Source organism: Corynebacterium aurimucosum (assembly GCF_046895345.1).
GTDB classification, from domain to species: Bacteria; Actinomycetota; Actinomycetes; order Mycobacteriales; family Mycobacteriaceae; genus Corynebacterium; species Corynebacterium aurimucosum_G.
This window is the reverse complement of the sequence record NZ_CP160096.1, coordinates 2,175,251-2,192,671: the sequence shown is the minus strand read 5'-3', so window position 1 is coordinate 2,192,671 and position 17,421 is coordinate 2,175,251. Positions and strand designations below refer to the sequence as shown.

The 17,421-nt window shown below is 60.6% G+C and carries 10 protein-coding genes; 6 read left to right on the top strand and 4 right to left on the bottom strand.

The window, feature by feature from the left end:
• Positions 1-191: 191 nt before the first annotated feature.
• The gene (locus ABZS45_RS10345) at positions 192-9,953 is read left to right on the top strand and encodes a Rib/alpha-like domain-containing protein (protein ID WP_412099743.1); all 9,762 of its coding nucleotides are present in this window, start codon (positions 192-194) and stop codon (positions 9,951-9,953) included.
• 792 nt (positions 9,954-10,745) lie between these two features.
• Here ABZS45_RS10345 and ABZS45_RS10340 read toward each other — a convergent pair.
• Positions 10,746-11,279, bottom strand: coding sequence for a hypothetical protein (locus tag ABZS45_RS10340; protein WP_412099741.1), 534 nt, complete (start codon positions 11,277-11,279; stop codon positions 10,746-10,748).
• A 104-nt stretch (positions 11,280-11,383) separates the two neighbouring features.
• On the opposite strand from ABZS45_RS10340, the gene ABZS45_RS10335 reads away from it, so the two are divergent.
• Positions 11,384-12,211, top strand: coding sequence for an esterase/lipase family protein (locus ABZS45_RS10335; RefSeq protein ID WP_412099740.1), 828 nt, complete (start codon positions 11,384-11,386; stop codon positions 12,209-12,211).
• Positions 12,193-12,507: a CHY zinc finger protein gene (locus ABZS45_RS10330; protein ID WP_412099739.1), complete on the top strand. Its 315-nt coding sequence runs from the start codon at positions 12,193-12,195 to the stop codon at positions 12,505-12,507. The genes ABZS45_RS10335 and ABZS45_RS10330 overlap by 19 nt, the downstream gene beginning before the upstream one ends.
• Before the next feature lie 4 nt (positions 12,508-12,511).
• Here ABZS45_RS10330 and ABZS45_RS10325 read toward each other — a convergent pair whose 3' ends face one another.
• Positions 12,512-13,027 (bottom strand): hypothetical protein, encoded by a 516-nt coding sequence (locus ABZS45_RS10325; RefSeq protein WP_412099738.1) that lies wholly within the window; start codon positions 13,025-13,027, stop codon positions 12,512-12,514.
• A 41-nt stretch (positions 13,028-13,068) separates the two neighbouring features.
• Positions 13,069-14,385, bottom strand: a complete 1,317-nt coding sequence (locus ABZS45_RS10320) for a M20/M25/M40 family metallo-hydrolase (protein ID WP_412099737.1) — start codon at positions 14,383-14,385, stop codon at positions 13,069-13,071.
• A 77-nt stretch (positions 14,386-14,462) separates the two neighbouring features.
• Here ABZS45_RS10320 and bioB point away from each other — a divergent pair, with 77 nt between their 5' ends.
• From bioB to ABZS45_RS10305, 3 genes are read left to right on the top strand one after another with little or no spacing between them, the layout of a single operon-like run.
• Positions 14,463-15,443: a biotin synthase BioB gene (bioB, locus tag ABZS45_RS10315; RefSeq protein ID WP_412099736.1), complete on the top strand. Its 981-nt coding sequence runs from the start codon at positions 14,463-14,465 to the stop codon at positions 15,441-15,443.
• Positions 15,443-15,697 carry a hypothetical protein gene (locus ABZS45_RS10310; RefSeq protein ID WP_101736513.1) on the top strand — a complete coding sequence of 85 codons (255 nt, stop codon included), beginning with the start codon at positions 15,443-15,445 and terminating at the stop codon, positions 15,695-15,697. Before bioB ends, ABZS45_RS10310 begins: the two co-directional genes overlap by 1 nt.
• An 11-nt stretch (positions 15,698-15,708) precedes the next feature.
• Positions 15,709-16,632, top strand: coding sequence for a Sir2 family NAD-dependent protein deacetylase (locus tag ABZS45_RS10305; protein ID WP_412099735.1), 924 nt, complete (start codon positions 15,709-15,711; stop codon positions 16,630-16,632).
• On the opposite strand, the gene ABZS45_RS10300 is transcribed toward ABZS45_RS10305, so the two are convergent.
• A complete protein-coding gene (locus ABZS45_RS10300; protein WP_412099734.1) occupies positions 16,629-17,378 on the bottom strand; it encodes an esterase/lipase family protein in 750 nt (249 codons plus the stop codon). The genes ABZS45_RS10305 and ABZS45_RS10300 overlap by 4 nt on opposite strands.
• Positions 17,379-17,421: the final 43 nt, after the last annotated feature.

Below are 17,421 nucleotides of genomic sequence, written 5' to 3'. Positions count from 1 at the left end.
TAAGCCCGAGATTTCCATGCTCACGGGCATTAAGTTCGAGATACATGCGAGTCATAAGTCCGTTACGATTATCTTTGTAATGTTCCATGTAGTGCGTCCTTGAGGTTCTGCGTGGCCGCTCGTCGAATAACGCGTGCATGTCTTAGATCCAGCACGCACGCACTGTTTCTAATTTTTCGGAGGCTCTCTCTATGTCCCACCCCCGCCGCCGTAAACCGTTCACTCGCTTCGGCACCTTCGCACTGGGCTTTAAGAACGCAAACCTGCGCGCCGTTATTAACGCGGGTGCCCTCTTAGCGCTAGTTACTACCGGTGTAGTGGTCACCACCAACCGTGATGCCGACTTGCCCGAACAGCCCGCCATCGTGAGGACGGCTGACGTTGTACAGTCTGACGGCATCTGGATGGGGCGCCATACCGTTAATGGCGACATCTTCGTTGACAACGGCGGTCTGCACAACTTCTTCGAATCCAGCGTGGGCGATTCGCGCATCAACGGTGTGACCATTAACGCCTACTTTGTGGATACCGATGGCGCTGTGTCGCCGACCTACACTACGGTATCCCGCAACATTAATGGCACTGATGGTCAGTATTCCCTGTTGATGAAACCGTGGGTGGATGCCAAGGGTAAGACGCATACGTTCGACGCCACGCCGGGTGAGCAGCTCAAGGTGTGGGCTGTGGCTCCCGATGGGTACGTGGTCTCCTTTACCGAGTCGAACCCGATCGGTACGTCCACGCAGCGTGATAACGCCGCGTGGAACTTGGCAGCGGGCGCAAATCACGTCTACAACTGGCGCATCTCTTTGCAGAAGAAACCTGAATCATGGCTGTCGTTGCCCGAGCCTACGACGAGTAACTCCACGGCCACGCAGTCGGGAGGATTCGTCAGCGGCAACGTCTTCTGGGACACGGCTCACTCGTGGGGCGCTACCGCCTATCCCGTGTACAACCCGGCACTAGGGGATAAAGCAGCGCCAAAGGTCGAGGTGCGTGGCTCCTATGTCAACGATGAGGTTGCCCGCCAGTTTGATGCCTGGGTAGACAAGAACCCAGATTACACCCCCGCCCAATTTGCGGCGGCGCAGAAACAGATTATGGCGGCGTATGAGGCGCAGAATCCGGGCAAGTCTGCCATCGCGGAAACCGTGAGTGGTTTTACCGATAGCCGCGGCGAATACAACCTCCAATTCACCGGTCTGTGGGGAAATAGCTACACCAACAAGGGAATCTTGGATGAGGCAGCCAATGGAAAGTGGGGGACACCGGCTACGGCAAATTCCGGTAGCTGGCTGAAGGGAAACCGTCAGTCCAAGCACATCAACACTAAATACATGTACGTGTACCCGGTGATTGGTGATAACGCCAACTACGCGCAGAGCTCCTTCCAAGGGCCGTACTTCCAAAATGGCAACGACGCGGCGTTGGTTCAGGGCTCGAATAATGGGCAAGATGGCTTGAGCCCCATCAACTTCCCGCTGTACCCTGCAAAGCCGCATTTTGACGTGCTGACCTACGATACGTCTACCAACCCGGCGTCCCCGGGAGATACCGCAACGGTGAAGGCTACTGGTTTGGTGCCTAATACCACCTACACGATTCGCTGGGAGGGCTCAGACGGGACGAAGTCTGAGACACAGCTGACCACCAATAGCCTGGGTGAACTGTCCGGCGCGCCGCTTACTGTTCCTGCGAATGTCTCCGGCTCCCCGACTTATACCGCATATCTTGTCGATCCGGCTGGACAGGACTTTGGTGCCGATTCCTTCGCGGTGATCCGGTCCACGGTTACTTCGCCGTGGGGTTCAGTAGGAGATGACTACAAAGGAACCTTTAGCCAGTCCGTCCCATCGGGCGCTACGGTAGTCTATTCCGCAACCGGGCTTCCTGATGGTCTTAGCATCGATCCGAAGACTGGCGCTATTACAGGCAAGCCCAACTCCCCGGGCACCTATGACGTGTCGTTGACGGCACGGGTTACTTTCCCAGATGGCAACACCGTCGATCGCACTACGCACAGTGCCATTACTATTACTGACGCCCCCGCGCCACCGGCTACCGCTGGCAAGGAATACCGAGAAACTCCGGCAATCACCGGCCTGCCTGAGGGCGCGTCGGTAACCGGAATTACTAATGTCACGGGCTTGCCCGCCGGCCTGCGCTGGGATCCAGACGCCGGAAAAATAGTGGGTACTCCCACCACTGCGGGGCCGCAGGACATCAAGGTCACCTACACCGTCAAGCTTGCGGACGGCTCAGAGGCCACCCAGACAGACACCGTCTCCATGACGGTTGAGCAGGGTCCGTTAACGGACACGAACGATCCTTCTTATCGCGATGGAACAGCCGTACAGGGCTCGACAGGTTCCATTCCCGCGCCGCTGAATACCGACGGTTCCACGTTGCCGGCGGGAACTAGCTTCAGCTCCTCCACGCTTCCCTCGTGGGCCACGCTCAACCCAGATGGTTCCATTACCTTGGCACCAGGCGCTGACGTTCCCGCCGGAACCACCACCTCTGAAATCACGGTGACCTACCCGGATGGCACCACGGATACCGTCCCGGTCAAGCTGACTGTCACGGCTGCCCCAATGACGGATTCCATCGATCCGGATTATGCTGATACCGCAGTTCAAGCGGGTACCGCTACGACGGTGCCCGCCCCCACGGATGCTGCCGGCAATGCCCTGCCGGATGGTACGAAGTACGCTGCCAGCAACCTGCCGCAGTGGGCTACCGTCAACGCCGATGGTTCTATTTCCGTATCCCCAGCCCGCAGCGTGGCAGAAGGCCCCTACACGATCCCAGTGACTGTCACGTACCCGGACGGCACCCAAGATTCCATTGACGTGGTGATCACCGTCACCCAGGCGGCGCCGACGGATGCAGATAAGTATTCACCCTCCTATGCGGATAGCTCTGGTGTTCCCGGCAGTACCGTAACCGTCGCTCAGGGTGGCGATGTTAACGTGCCCGCAGGTGCGACGTACGCCGAAGCGACTGAGAATCCGGCGGTTGTGGTTGATCCCTCCACCGGTGAGCTCTCCATCACTGTGGACAAAGACGCGGTGGCGGGAACCGTTATTTCCGGCACGATAGCCGTGACCTATCCAGATGGAACCGTAGATAACGTTCCTTATAGCTTCACCGTTACTGCCGCTCCGCTGGATACCGTCAATGACCCTGACTACAGTGACGCCACCGTTCAAGCGGGACAGAAGGTCATCATTGCCCCGCCGCTGAATCCGGACAAGACATCGACGCCGCGTGAGACCACTTTTGAGCTCGGCCCCACTGCCCCCGACTGGGTTACGATTGCCAAGGATGGTGAACTCACCGCGCAGCCGGGAGCAGAGGTCACTCCTGGCAACTACGTCATTCCAGTGCTTGTGACCTATCCGGATGGCACCAAGGACTATATTGACGCTGCGGTGACCGTGACGGGTATTCCCGCCAATACACTCAATGATCCGGCGTATGCCCCGACGGAGGGACAAGCGGGCAGCCAGGTTTCCATGCCACTGATTGGGGATCAGAAACTGCCGGAAGGCACGACCTTCAAGTCCGATAATCCAAATTTCGTGGTGGACCCAACCACTGGTGAGGTCACTGCACACATTCCGGCTGATGCACAACCAGGTGATGTGATCACCGGCACCGTGACGATTACCTACCCGGACGGCACCGTCGACAAGGCACCGCTGTCTGCGGTCGTGCAAACGCCACCGCCGGATGCTGCCGCAACCCATAGCCCCGGTTACCAGCCGGCCACAGGTATTCCAGGCTCCCACGTGGTGCTGGACCAAACCGGTGAGAATGAAATCCCGCAAGGTTCGACTTTCAGCGTGGATAACCCTGCCTTTAGCGTGTCGGAAGAAACAGGTCAGCTGCTCTACACAGTGCCTGCCGACGCCCAACCGGGCCAGGTCGTCACTGCTAAGGTCACTGTGACCTACCCCGATGGCAGCACCGACGAAGTGATTGTCTCCGTCACCGCCATCGCTGCCCCGCAGACCGACATGGCGGGTGAGCATTCCCCGAGCTATGTTTCCGGCGACGTGCCGGCTGGTAGCTCCACCGAGCTGCCGCAAGTCGGGGATACCAGCATGCCCGCGGGTACCACCTACACGTCGGACAACGACAACTTTGTGGTCGATCCCGCTACCGGGAAGGTGACGGTCACTGCACCATCGAATGCCACCCCTGGTGACGTCCTCACAGCGACCATTACCGTGACCTATCCCGACGGCACCACTGATAAGGTTCCGGCTTCTGTTGTTGTTTCGCCGCTGCCAGCGCAGCCACAGCTGCAGGCGGATGAACACAGCCCCGCCTATCTCCCCGGTTCCTCTGCCCCAGGACGGTCGGTAACAATGGAGCAGATCGGTGATGCGGACATGCCGGGCGGAGCACGATATGACATTTCCGCCAGCACTCCGCCGGGCGTCTTCACCGTGGATCCGGTTACGGGTCGCGTTACCGCCACCGTGGGTGCAGATAGCGCACCGGGCGATATTCTGAGTGGCGCAGTGACCGTGACGTACCCGGACGGTTCGACGGAGACGGTCCCCGTGTCCATTGTGGTGGAGCAGCCTGCACAAACTCAGGCTGACGCCCACACGCCGGGTTACCTCCAAAAGACAGGGGCGCCTAACACCAGCGTTGTGATGACCCAGATTGGGGACACAAACCTTCCAGAGGGCACGAAGTTTGCCACCGAGAGTGAGAACTTTAGTGTGGATCCGCAGACCGGAACGGTGACTGCGACAATCGCTGCAGGAGCGACCCCTGGTGATGTCCTCTCGGGCGTGATCACGGTGACCTACCCGGACGGAACGAGTGACAACGTCCCCGTTGATGTGACCGTTATCGAGACCCCGCTCACCGATGCTGCCCGCAACCAGCCGGGCTACATGCCCGCGCAAGGCGATCCTGGATCGACTGTGAGGATGGAGCAACTCGGTGACCTGCTCATGCCTGTGGGCACGAAGTACACCTCCGATAACCCGGCTGTAACAGTAGATCCCGACACTGGGGAAGTGACCGTCAAGGTTCCCACGGACGCTAAGCCGGGCGAGACTATTACCGCCAACGTGACCGTGACCTATCCTGACGGTTCCACCGAGATGATCCCTGTCATCGTCACCGTTGCTGCCCCAGCCGCTAGCCAGGCAGATCAGAACGCGCCGGGTTACCTGCCCATGAGCGGTGTCGCTGGTTCTACCCAGAAGGCAGCGCAGGTAGGCGATACCAGCATGCCTGAGGGCACGAAGTACACCTCTGACAATCCGGCCTTCACCGTGGATCCGAAGAGCGGCGACGTCACGGCGCGCATCCCTGCGGACGCCAAGCCGGGGGATGTCATCACGGGGCTCATTTCGGTGACCTATCCTGATGGCTCCTCCGAAGAGGTACCTGTCCACCTTGTCGTGGAGGAAACTCCGGCAACGAGCACGCAAGCCGATGAATTTGCACCCGCCTACCCCTCCGTGGAGACTACGGCAGGCTCGTCCGCCAAGGTCGATCTCGCCGATGGGCCAGCCCTGCCTGAAGGCACGTCCTTTGACACCTCCTCCTCGGGATTTAGCGTCGATCCGAAGACCGGTGAGGTAACTGTTGACGTTCCGGCGGACGCTAAACCCGGCGATGTCATCACCGGAGTTATTACAGTGACGTACCCCGACGGTTCTACCGACACGGTTCCTGTCGCGGTCGTGGTTCAAGAGCAGGCGGAGCCGAACGCTCCACAAGCAGATTCTCATGCCCCGGGTTATCTCAGCACCGGCGGAGAGCCAGGTGAGAAGCTGACCGTGGACCAGGTAGGCGATTCGGCGCTGCCGGCCGGTAGCACTTTCGAATCCGATAACCCTGCGTTTGAGGTGGATCCGCAGACCGGGAAGGTGACTGTCACCGTGCCCGCGGATGCGCAGCCTGGCGAGGTCCTCACGGCCACCATCACGGTGACCTATCCAGACGGCTCGACGGATAAGGTTGTCGTGAACATCACCGTTGAGGCTCCTGCTGCCAGTGCTGACGATGCCACCGCGCATGCCCCGGCTTGGGCCCCGGCTGCTTCCGCGGAGCCCGGTGACACGGTGACATTGCCGAATATCGGCGATAAGGAGCTTCCGTCCGGTACCACGATAGAGTCGGATGATCCGCAGGTCACCATCGATTCGAGCACCGGTGAGGTGTCCGTGGAGGTTCCTTCCGACGCGCAGCCGGGTGAGACCATCACCACGACGATTACCGTGACGTACCCGGATGGCACGAAGGATACCCAGGACATCACCATTACCGTGCTGGACCCTGATGCAGTTTCGACGACCGCCGATGAGCACACTCCAGCCTGGACTCCGGGTAAGGCCGAACCAGGAGAAGAAACCACGCTGACGCAGGTGGGCGATTCGGCGCTGCCGGCTGGTAGCACTTTCGAATCTGATAATCCCGCGTTTGATGTGGATCCGGAGACCGGGGAGGTGACTGTCACCGTGCCCGCGAATGCGCAGCCTGGCGAGGTCCTCACGGCCACCATCACGGTGACCTACCCGGACGGTTCCATCGACGAGGTTCCGGTGAGCGTGACCGTCCAGCCGTCGGCGACGACCGACGCTTCCCAGATCACCCCGGGCTACGTCAATGGACAGGCTGCACCGGGCACCACGCTCACCATCCCCAATTCCGGTGACGAGGTACCATCCGGCACTTCGTTTGAAGCCACCGGGGATGGCGTCACTATTGACCCAAGCACTGGTGAACTGACCGTGGACGTTCCGGAGAGCGCACGTCCTGGTGATGTCATCGAGGCCGAGGTGACTGTGACCTATCCCGACGGGTCGACGGACAAGGTCGTCGTGTCTGTCGTCGTCACTGACCCACCGGTCGTGCCGCAGACTCAAGCAGCGGAGAATTCTCCCTCTTATGCTTCTGGAAACGGTGCGCCCGGACAAACCGTAATCATTCCGCAGACAGGTGCAAGCTCACTGCCGGAGGGAACCATGTTCACTGCGTCCGATGACTCTGTCACGGTTGATTCGCGCACAGGTGAGGTCTCGGTTACTGTTCCTGCTGATGCCAAACCAGGAGACGTCATCACGGGCAGCGTGACCGTGACGTATCCGGATGGCAGCACCGATGTCGTTCCGGTTGCCGTAGTGGTGGGGCAGACCCCTGAAACGCAGTCTCAGGGACATGCTCCGGGTTATGCGACAGGGCACGCAGCCCCGGGCGCTTCGGTCGCTATGCCGCAGGTCGGCGCACCGTCGCTGCCTGAGGGAACAAAGTTCGAGTCTGATAACTCAGCGTTTAAGGTGGATCCGATTACCGGGGACATCGTCGCCAACGTACCTGATGACGCTACCCCGGGAAGTGCCATCACGGGCACGATTACGGTGACCTACCCGGACGGCAGCAAGGACATTGTTCCTGTGTCCGTGGTGGTTGACAATCCGACAGTGACCGACGCTACGGACAACACCCCGGGTTACCTGCCGGGTGCTGGCGCACCGGGTAAGACGCTGAGCATTCCGCAGACGGGTGATACGAATATGCCATCGGGCACGAAGTTCACCACCAGCTCGCCGAACTTTAGCGTTGATCCAGACACTGGAACGGTCACCGCGGTTATTCCGGCGGATGCCAAGGTGGGCGACGTCCTCACCGGCAACATCGAAGTGACCTATCCTGACGGTACGCGCGAGGTCGTTGTTAGCGTCGTGGTGACGGAAGAGATGCTCAGTGATGCGCTGGCTAACACGCCGGGCTACCTTCCGGCTACCGGTGCGCCGGGGCAGACAATCCCCATGAACCAAGATGGCGATGTTGTCATGCCTGAAGGTTCACAGTATGCATCCGATAACCCCGCCTTTGTGGTTGATCCGGTGACGGGCCAGATCAGTGTCGCTGTGCCTAGCGACGCCAAGCCTGGTGACGTGCTGAAGGCCACCATCACCGTGACTTATCCGGATGGTTCAACCGATAGCATTCCGGTGACGCTCACTGTCTCTCCCGCACCTGTGGCTGAGGCGGGGCTGAACCAACCGGGTTACTTGCCGGGCAAGGGCCTTCCGGGTTCCGTGGTGGCTCTTGAGCAAACCGGGGACACTACTCTTCCTGAAAACACTACGTTTATCAGCGAAGACCCAATTGTCACGGTGGATCCTGTGACCGGCCGGGCTGAGCTGCGCGTTCCTGCTGATGCTGTACCGGGTCAGATTGTTACGGCGAAGGTTACCGCGATTTACCCGGACGGATCGCGTGATACGTTGCCGGTAAGCGTGGTCGTCGACAAGCCGGGCGCAACGAACGTGCACACGCACACACCGGGCTATGCGGCAGGGGAAGGCCCAGCCGATACTTTCGTGTTGCTTGAGCAACAGGGCGATACAAATCTGCCTGACGGTTCGACGTTCAGCATGGACTCCGAGACCGAAGGGTTCAGTGTGGATCCTGAAACGGGCGTCGTGACCGTCAAGGTTCCGAAGAAGGCTCAGCCGGGCGATATCCTGACTGCCTTGGTCAAGGTGACCTACCCGGATGGCACAAGCGATGTGGTGCCGGTGACGGTACGTGTCAGCGAGACACCAAAGCCGAGCGATGCGGCTGTGAACAACCCGGCCTATGTTCCGGTTCAGGCGGATCCGGGCGAAGAGGTAACGGTTGAGCAGACCGGTGACAATGGTTTGCCGCCAGGCACAACCTTTACTTCGGACAGCGGTAGCGTCAAGGTTGACAAGGAAACCGGCAAGGTTACGGTCAGCGTGCCCAAGGACGCGAAGCCGGGCGATGTCATTGAAGCGACAATCACGGCTACCTATCCGGATGGCACTAAGGATGAGGCTACGGTCACCATCATCGTGACCGAACCGGATGTCAGCTCTTCGCAGGCTAATCAGCACACCCCGGCGTATGTGCCGCAGAGTGGTGAGCCGGGTAAGAACGTGACATTGCCAGTTGTCCTTGGTGAGAAGGAAGAACCGCTGCCCCCGGAGACTCAGTTCGAGTCTGATAATCCGGATACCGTTATGGTGGCTGAGGACGGTACGGTGACGGTGAAGATCCCAGCGGATGCGCAGCCAGGCACCGTTATCCGAGGGACGGTGACGGTCGCGTACCCGGATGGCACGAAGGACGTCGTGCCCGTGTCGGTTACGGTGGAGTCGCCCGCGTCGCAGACAGACGCTGAGATCCACGCACCGGGGTACATTCCGAAGGAAGGCGCCCCGGGTAGCACGGTCAAGATTCCGCAGGAGGCGGACTTCCACCTGCCAAAGGATCTTGTGTGGGAGTCGGACAACCCGCTGGTCACCGTGACAAATACGGAAACGGGCGACCTTCAGGTGAACATTCCGAAGGACGCCAAACCGGGCGATGTCATTGAAGCCACCATCACGGTTACCTATCCGGATGGCACAAAGGACACCGCACCGGTGAAGGTCGTGGTGAGCGCCACCCCGACGCCGACACCAGAGGACCCGGACAAGCCATCCAGCTCGCTGGATCAGGTGGTGCCGTGGCTGCCTCTGATTGGTGGCGGTGGACTACTGGGCGGCCTCATAATTGACGCCGTGACGCCGGGTGGTCTCATCGATCTTGGTTCGCTGCCTGGCCTGCCAGGAAGCAGCACGCCGCAAGGCCAGACGCCACATGATCCGAACCCGAACACTCCGAGCGATGTCACGCAGCCGGGACAGGAAGCTCAGCCGGGTGAGCCGTCGAATACTCCGGGTGATGTCACGCAGCCAGGACAGGAAGCTCAGCCGGGTAAGCCGTCGAACACAGACGCGCAGGATACCCAGGGGGGAGAAGACTCCGCAGACACCCGTTCGGGTCGCGGCCACCTGGCGGCAACCGGTGTTGCAGGGTTCAACATTCTGGTGGGTACAGGACTCCTTGCCGTGCTGCTGGGTGGAGTGTTCCTGCTGGTTAGCCGTCGTCGTCGGGGAGAGTGATTAGAGCTCTCTGTGGTGAGGATGCAGTGCGTTTCCAGATTGCTGAGTTGAGGTAGCTCCTTACGAAACATGGCTTTCTGCAGCGCGCTTTCCTCGCCATTCTTCTCGGCACTGCGGCTCCCGTTCCAGCGCATGCCCGGGCAATGGAGACCTGTGCCGCGTCGTCACGATAGTGAGTGAACTTACAAGGCACTACCTGGGGAGGAAGGGGAATGGCGCTCAGCGCGGCGGTGAAGGTCGCTCCTGACGTGGCTTCCTTCTTCGGTACCAGCACTGGGCGAGGCTCGCAGTTCCTAGAAAAGCTTCATCAACTGCCGTACACGTCGCTCTATTGCCCAACGGACAGCACAGTGACGCCGAACCACATCTCCCAATTCACGCCTGTGCCGAGCAGGGCCGGTGCCGCCACTGGCACACGCTTGTCGACGCCATTGCAAACAAGTGACACACCTGCGGCGGCTAGATTGCGTGCTCACTGTGTGTCACGAGGACGGGGTTGGCAGTATGCCGAAAGCGGAGCTATGCGCCATGTGGGGCGCGTATGCCGTTAGATGACCTACGCGGAGATAAATGCCCCGTGTGTGCGGATATGCCTTCAATACGGGCTGCAGGCTGCACGCGGGAGCTTATTTTTGCTAGTCAGGAAAGTTGACTTGAAGTATCCCAGTTTTTCCACCCTGAGTAGATGCAAGCGCCGTAGAAGCTTGACCAGGATGCGAAGGGCGAGTCCCAGGACACTTCAATGCGGGGCTGTAGTCGTTTTCAAAATCCGACCTTCACGGTGACGCAGGCTTAAGCGCTTTGCCAGCGCATCCTGCCATCAGATGCGGGTGCGCACGTCATCGGGACACCTCGCTTTGATACGCCGCTTCCGCCGCTGCAATACGCGCCGGGGTGAACATAGTTCTCCTGCACGGCGGGTGCTTCATACACCGCGGCGGCTTCTTGAACTGGGGGATTCGCAGCCAACATTTCGTCGGCGCACTGTTGTGTCCAGCCAGAAGTTCCATCGCTGAAGAATGTGGTTCCGGTTTCGTGCAGTGAGACGTCACCGCAGGATTCGATGGTTTTCTCCACCGGAATAGGCTGCGCCGCATCAGGCGCCTCGGTGAAGCCGATGACTTCTTCTTGCGGTTGATCCATGCCGATATCTTCGGCGCTTTCCTCAGCAGCAGGAAGAGTGGGGTGTGGGGTCTCTTCTGCTGTTTCAGTAACGCTGGTGCTTGTGCTTGGTGGCGTCTCACTCTCAAGAGTGGATTCGACGTCGAGAGAAGTGCAGCCGCTGAGTACGAAGAGCGCAGCGGCAAGGGGGAGAATTCGTTTCATTTCAGATCCTTTGGCTACTCTTCCTCATACTAATGAGCACCACCTCAATTCCGCACAGGAATCACACAGCAGGTGGCCAGCCTTGGAGGATAAGCTAGTCTCTCATGAAAAACGGCTTTCTGCAGCGCGCGTTCCTCGCCATTCTCCTCGGCACCGCCGCTCCTGTTCCAGCGCATGCCCAGACCATGGAGACCTCCGCCGCGCAGGAACTCGGCATCAACGATCCTGACTGCAAGCCCACGGGTTCCGTCACCGAGCCGGTCGTCCTTCTCCACGGCACCTCAGCCAACGCGGCCGATTGGAATGACCTCATCCCAAAACTCACCGAGCAGGGCATGTGCGTGTGGGCCTTCGACTACGGCGCCGAGGACATTACGTACCAGAACGCCTACGACTACATGAAAGGCATTGCGGATCTGGATGCTTCTGGGCGCGAAATAGCCGGGCACATCGAGCACATCCGTGAGGTCACTGGCTCAGACAAGGTAAACCTCGTCGGTTTCTCCCAAGGCGGCCTGCACACCAAGACCTTTACGCAACTCTACGGCTCAGCAGAGGAAGTGAACCGAGTGGTTACAATCGGTGCGAACTTCCACGGGACAACGTGGGGTGACAGAGCAACACCCCTCAACACGGCGGCCAAAATTGCGCCCGATGTGGTTGATTTCCTGGGCACCAGCGCGGGCATCCAGCAGTTGCAGGGCTCGGACTTTATGGAGGAGCTCAACCAGTTGCCGGACACTGCGCCCGGTATCACCTACACGTCCATCTACTCGCCGGCGGATAACACCGTGACGCCAAATCGGACCTCTGAGCTCACCGCTGTGCCGGGTGCGGACGTGGCCAACGTGGAGTCCGCCCCCGTCGACCATGGGCAGTTACCTCACGACCCGCGCGTGCACGAACAGATCATATGGGGGCTAACGCGCTAGTGACACAAATCCAAGGGGCCATCGACGCGGAAGGCCGGTGCCGCCACTGGCACACGCTTGTCGACGTCATTGCGAACAAGTGCCACACCTGCGGCGGCTGGTTCGCGTGCTCGCTGTGTCATGCGGAATTAACGGATCATGACTTCGGGCCCATGCCGAAGGACGAGCTCTGCGTCTTGTGTGGGGTCTGCGGCCGAACGATGACCTACGCCGAATATTCGGCATATAAATGCCCCGCGTGCGGGCACGCCTTCAATACGGGCTGTGCGCTGCACGCGGGGACGTATTTCAGCTAGGCAACTACGGCAAAAGCGGGGCCAGCGGGGTGCCTTCGACGAGGGTCTTCAGGTACGCCAGAATGTCTGGGACGTTGAAGGTGAAGTTGCCGATGGTCACCGGGAAGGTCGGAAAAGCGTTGTTCGCTGGGGCGTTATTGCCGTTATTGGCTGGAGCACTGTGACCGCCGTTGTGGCCACCACCGTTGTTGGCAGGAGCGGTGTTGTTGGTCGGGGCACCACCATTGTTGGTAGGTGCACCACCGCCACCGTTCAGGCCGCAGCGAGCGATAGCCTCGTCGGCGCGGGCAACGGCGTCACGGATCTCGCCGCCGCGCGGGTGGAAGTTAGCAGCAGCGAGAGCCTGCGACTTCTTGCTGTTGTAGTCGGACGGGTTGGTGTAGTACTTGGTGGCCTGCTCACAGGAAATCTGGCCGGCCGGGACCTTGGCCAGATAGTCATCCACCATGTCGGCGGAGGCGGTAGGAGCGGACAGACCGATGGCGGCAGCAACGGAGCAGAGGACAAGCTTATTTCTCATGCGCCACATTGTGCCACAGCTTTTACACGTTTGTGCAAGTACTAACGCGCCAGGAAACGATTTACCAGCGAAAAATACGCCTTCACAGTCAAATCCAAGTCTTCCAGGTAAAGGTGCTCATCGTGGCTGTGCAGCTGCGAGTTTGCGCTGGCCATGTCCCGGCCTTCCGCATGCAGTGCAAAACCGTAGGCATTGCCACCGCGGCGGCGCGCCACGCGCAGGTCGGAGCCACCTGTTGCCAGCACCGGCAGCACTTCCTTATCCGGGAAGAACTCGTGGGCGGTCTCTTCAATGCAGCGCCACAGTTCAGTATCGGTGGAGGACTGTGTGGCGTCCTCAGTAATAAGGTGCTCGATCTCTACCTCCTCGGCCATATCGCCGAGGGCTTCGCGTAGGAACTCATCAAGCTCCTCCTGGGTCTGGCCAGGAAAGGGGCGGATGTCCATCTCTAGGTAGGCGTGGGAGGGCAGCACGTTGATGGCACCACCTGCACGCAGGACAGTTTGGGCAATCGTTGTGTGCGAGAAGGCGTGGGCGTAGGCAGACAAATTGCCGAACTTTTCGTAGTCGGCGGCGGTAGCGGAGCCGTCGAGAAGCGCTGCTTCCGTTGCGGGGTCAAAGCGGAAGGTCTTGACGAATCCCTGCCACACCTCGTCGGTGGCCACGGGCGGCTCAGCGGCGGCGATGCGGCGAGCGACTTCACCAATCTTGACGATGGCAAAGTCCTTGCCGAAGGGCGTCGAGCCATGGCCGGCATCGCCGTGCACGTGCAGGCGACGCTGGCCCGCGCCCTTCTCGCCCACGTTGAAGCCCAGCGCGCCGGGCAGGTGGCTGCCGCCGGTCTCCGAGAGGCAGTTGCGCACCGAGTAAGCCTCCGGGTGGTGTTTGTCCATCCAGATGGAGCCCAAACCGCCGCGGGCCTCCTCGTCCGCCATGCCCACGAACGCCAGGGTGCCGCCTGGGTTGCCGCGCTTGGCTACATCGCGAGTCACCGCCGCCATCGTCGCCGTAATAAAGAGCATGTCTACCGCGCCGCGGCCGTAGAGCTTGCCATCTTCGATGACGGCGTCGAAGGGTAGCTTGGTCCACTTGGGCTCGTCGACAGGCACGACATCCGTGTGGCCCATGAGCGTCAGTGGCTCCTTGTCCGGGTCACCCGGAACGGTCACCACGATGGTGACGCGGCCTGGGTGCGATTCATAGCGCTGAATCTCCACTGGGGTGCCTGCGAAAAACCGCTCCAAGGTATCGGCGTTGCGGACCTCGTTGCCGGAGTCTGGCGTGAGGTCATTCACGCAAGCATTGCGAATAAGCTCCTGAAGTAGTGCGAGGGTGTCGTCGTAGAGCGTGGAATCCATGGCATAAAGAGTAGCCGTGCACAATAAAATGCGTCGATTTACCACAACTTGAACGGTGTTCAAGTAAGGTTTCCCGCATGAGCATCGTAGATATCGCACGCGAGAAGGCCTTGGAGCAGGGCATCGGCCTCAACGAAGAAGAGCTCCTGCAGGTTCTCCAGATCCCGGATGAGCAGCTGGAAGAGATTGCGGACATCGCGCATCAAACCCGTCTCAAGTGGTGCGGCCCGGACGTCTCCGTGGAAGGCATCATCTCCATCAAGACCGGCGGCTGCCCGGAGGATTGCCACTTCTGCTCGCAGTCAGGCCTGTTCGAGTCCCCCGTGCGCGCCGCCCGCCTCAACATCCCGGAGCTGGTGGAGGCCGCCAAGAAGACCGCCAAGACGGGCGCTACGGAATTCTGCATCGTGGCTGCGGTCAAAGCACCAGATGAGAACCTCCTGTCCCAGGTTGCCGAGGCTATCCCGGCCATCCTGGATGAAGTCGACATCGAAATCTCCCTATCCCTAGGTACCCTCACCCGCGAGCAGGCGCAGCGCCTCAAGGACATGGGCGCCCAGCGCTACAACCACAACCTGGAGACGTCCAAGTCCTTCTTCCCCAACGTGGTCACGACCCACACCTGGGAGGAGCGCAAAGAAACCCTCGAGAACGTTCGTGCGGTGGGCATGGAGATTTGTTCCGGCGGCATCATCGGTATGGGTGAGTCCCTCGAGGACCGCGCCGAGTTCGCCTACCAGCTGGCCCAGCTCGAGCCCTGCGAGGTGCCGATGAACTTCCTCGACCCGCGCCCGGGCACCCCGTTCGCGAACTACCCACTGGTCCCGCTCGGTGAGGCGCTGCGCGCCGTTGCCGCCTTCCGCTTGGCCATGCCGTCTGTAACCCTCCGCTTTGCGGGTGGCCGCGAGCTCTCGCTCGGTGACGACGGCACCGAAAAGGGCCTCCTCGGCGGCATCAACGCCATCATCGCCGGCAACTACCTGACCACGCTGGGCAAGCAGATTGAAAAGGACGTCGACATGCTCGGCCGCATCGACCTGCCCATCAAGGCGCTCTGATGAACAATTCGACGGAGCTGGCCGCCGCCGTCCTTGCCGGCGAAGAGCCGCTGTTCCATCCCAATACCGGCAAGCCACTGAGCGAGGAATTCACCTTGCACCCGGCGGCCGCGGCGGGCCTGGACGTCCCGCGCTATTGCCAGCTGTGCGGGCGCCGCATGGTGGTGCAGGTGCGCCCGGACGGCTGGAACGCGCGTTGCTCGCGTCATGGCGAGCTCGACTCGGATCACCTCTATGAGGAGGCACTTCCGTAAGCTGGGGCACCATGGATCCCGCCGTTGCCCACGCCCATCAGTCTGCGTTGCGCTCGATTTCCCGTGTTGTCTCCGAGATCGCTGAGCCGACTCCCCAACAACAAGCACTAGACGCCGTCACCGATCAACTGCGCCACGGCAACGTCATGGTCCTCACCGGGGCAGGCGTATCCACGGAATCGGGCGTGCCGGATTACCGCGGCCCGAACGGCTCCCTCAGCCGCCACCGCCCGATGACCTATCAGGAGTTCCTGCACGACCCGCAGGCCTCGCACCGCTACTGGGCACGTGCTTTCGTCGGCTGGCGGGTCATGCAGGCCGCACACCCTAACCGCACGCACTACGCCCTCGTCGAACTTGAGCGCGCCGGACTACTTAAAGGTGTTGTCACCCAAAACGTCGACGGCCTGCACGAGGAAGCCGGGCAGCACAACCTCATCGCCCTGCACGGAGACATGCAGCACGTGGTGTGCTTGAGCTGCGGATACGAAGAAACACGCGCGGACTACGACGCCCGCGCCGCCACAGCCAACCCGACGTACCTCCAACGCTGGGCAGTAGACAAAGAGGACGTCAATCCAGATGGCGACGTTGCCCTCAGCCAAGAAGCGGTCGAAGAATTTGTCATGCCCGGCTGCGTGCGGTGCGGCTCACGGCGCCTCAAGCCAGACGTGGTCTATTTTGGTGAGCCCGTTCCCACCCACAAGAAAGATGCTGCCTACGCGATGGTCAACGCATCTGACTCCCTGCTGGTAGCCGGCTCCTCGCTGGCGGTGATGAGCGGCTTTCGCTTCGTTCTGGAGGCCAAGAAACAGGGCAAGCGCGTAGCCACCATCAACGGCGGACCAGGCCGCGCGGATGATCGGGTGGATACCCTGTGGCGCACACAAGTGGGCCCGGCTTTCGATGCGATCCTGGACGAGCTAGAACTCTAGAGTTGCTCCAGTTCTTCGAGGATTACCTGGCAGACCCGTTTTTCCATGGGCATATCCTCGTGGCGAATAATGGCAAGGCGCTCGATGTCCTGAATATAGATATTTCTTACCTGCTGGCCATTGAGGAAACAGGTGTTGGGCGGAACCACGATGGCATCGGAGCGGGTGGCGATGCACGTATAGCTCACCCCGGGTTCGACCTCACTGCCGCGGTTCGTATCCTCCACAATCTTGCTGCCGGTCACTTGCTGCATTCCGGCGGGGCCAAACCAGGCGTCGATAAGCGAGCGCGCCACTTCCTCCTGCCTTTCGCTGCGAAAGAGGGGGCTGGCGATTCCACCCTGGGTCGTGCCGTGATTGGGCGCACTGATACAGACGACGTGACGGACGTAGTCGGCGCCGTCGTGCATGCGCATCCAGTAGCGCGCCAGTAACCCACCTTGTGAATGCCCGACGAGGATTACTTTTTCAGCGCCGGTAACGGTGCGCACGGCGTTGATGTAGGCGTCGAGCTGCCGGGCAGACTCCTGCAGGGGACCGGTGGCGCGGGTCCCGTAGTCAGGAGCGAAAGTGACCCAGCCTGCTGCGCGGAGCATTCCTGCGAGAACCTGCCATATCCCCTTGCTGTCGCAGGTTCCGTGGATCAAAACAACCGGCCAAGGCCGTTCGGCGGTGGGGCGCGCGGACCAGTCGTCTTCGTAGACGCCGCGTGGATGTCTGCGGGCGCCGAGGGGGAGTGGGATCATGGAATTTCAGTTTACTCTTGACCCCTATCCAACTTTCGTACTA

Bases quoted from the DNA above. Each gene is read 5' to 3' on its own strand.
- ABZS45_RS10305 (WP_412099735.1), top strand. From the start codon at position 15,709: ATGGATCCCGCCGTTGCCCACGCCCATCAGTCTGCGTTGCGCTCGATT.
- ABZS45_RS10340 (WP_412099741.1), bottom strand. From the start codon at position 11,279: ATGAAACGAATTCTCCCCCTTGCCGCTGCGCTCTTCGTACTCAGCGGC.
- ABZS45_RS10325 (WP_412099738.1), bottom strand. From the start codon at position 13,027: ATGAGAAATAAGCTTGTCCTCTGCTCCGTTGCTGCCGCCATCGGTCTG.
- ABZS45_RS10310 (WP_101736513.1), top strand. From the start codon at position 15,443: ATGAACAATTCGACGGAGCTGGCCGCCGCCGTCCTTGCCGGCGAAGAG.
- bioB (WP_412099736.1), top strand. From the start codon at position 14,463: ATGAGCATCGTAGATATCGCACGCGAGAAGGCCTTGGAGCAGGGCATC.
- ABZS45_RS10320 (WP_412099737.1), bottom strand. From the start codon at position 14,385: ATGGATTCCACGCTCTACGACGACACCCTCGCACTACTTCAGGAGCTT.
- ABZS45_RS10300 (WP_412099734.1), bottom strand. From the start codon at position 17,378: ATGATCCCACTCCCCCTCGGCGCCCGCAGACATCCACGCGGCGTCTAC.
- ABZS45_RS10345 (WP_412099743.1), top strand. From the start codon at position 192: ATGTCCCACCCCCGCCGCCGTAAACCGTTCACTCGCTTCGGCACCTTC.
- ABZS45_RS10335 (WP_412099740.1), top strand. From the start codon at position 11,384: ATGAAAAACGGCTTTCTGCAGCGCGCGTTCCTCGCCATTCTCCTCGGC.
- ABZS45_RS10330 (WP_412099739.1), top strand. From the start codon at position 12,193: ATGGGGGCTAACGCGCTAGTGACACAAATCCAAGGGGCCATCGACGCG.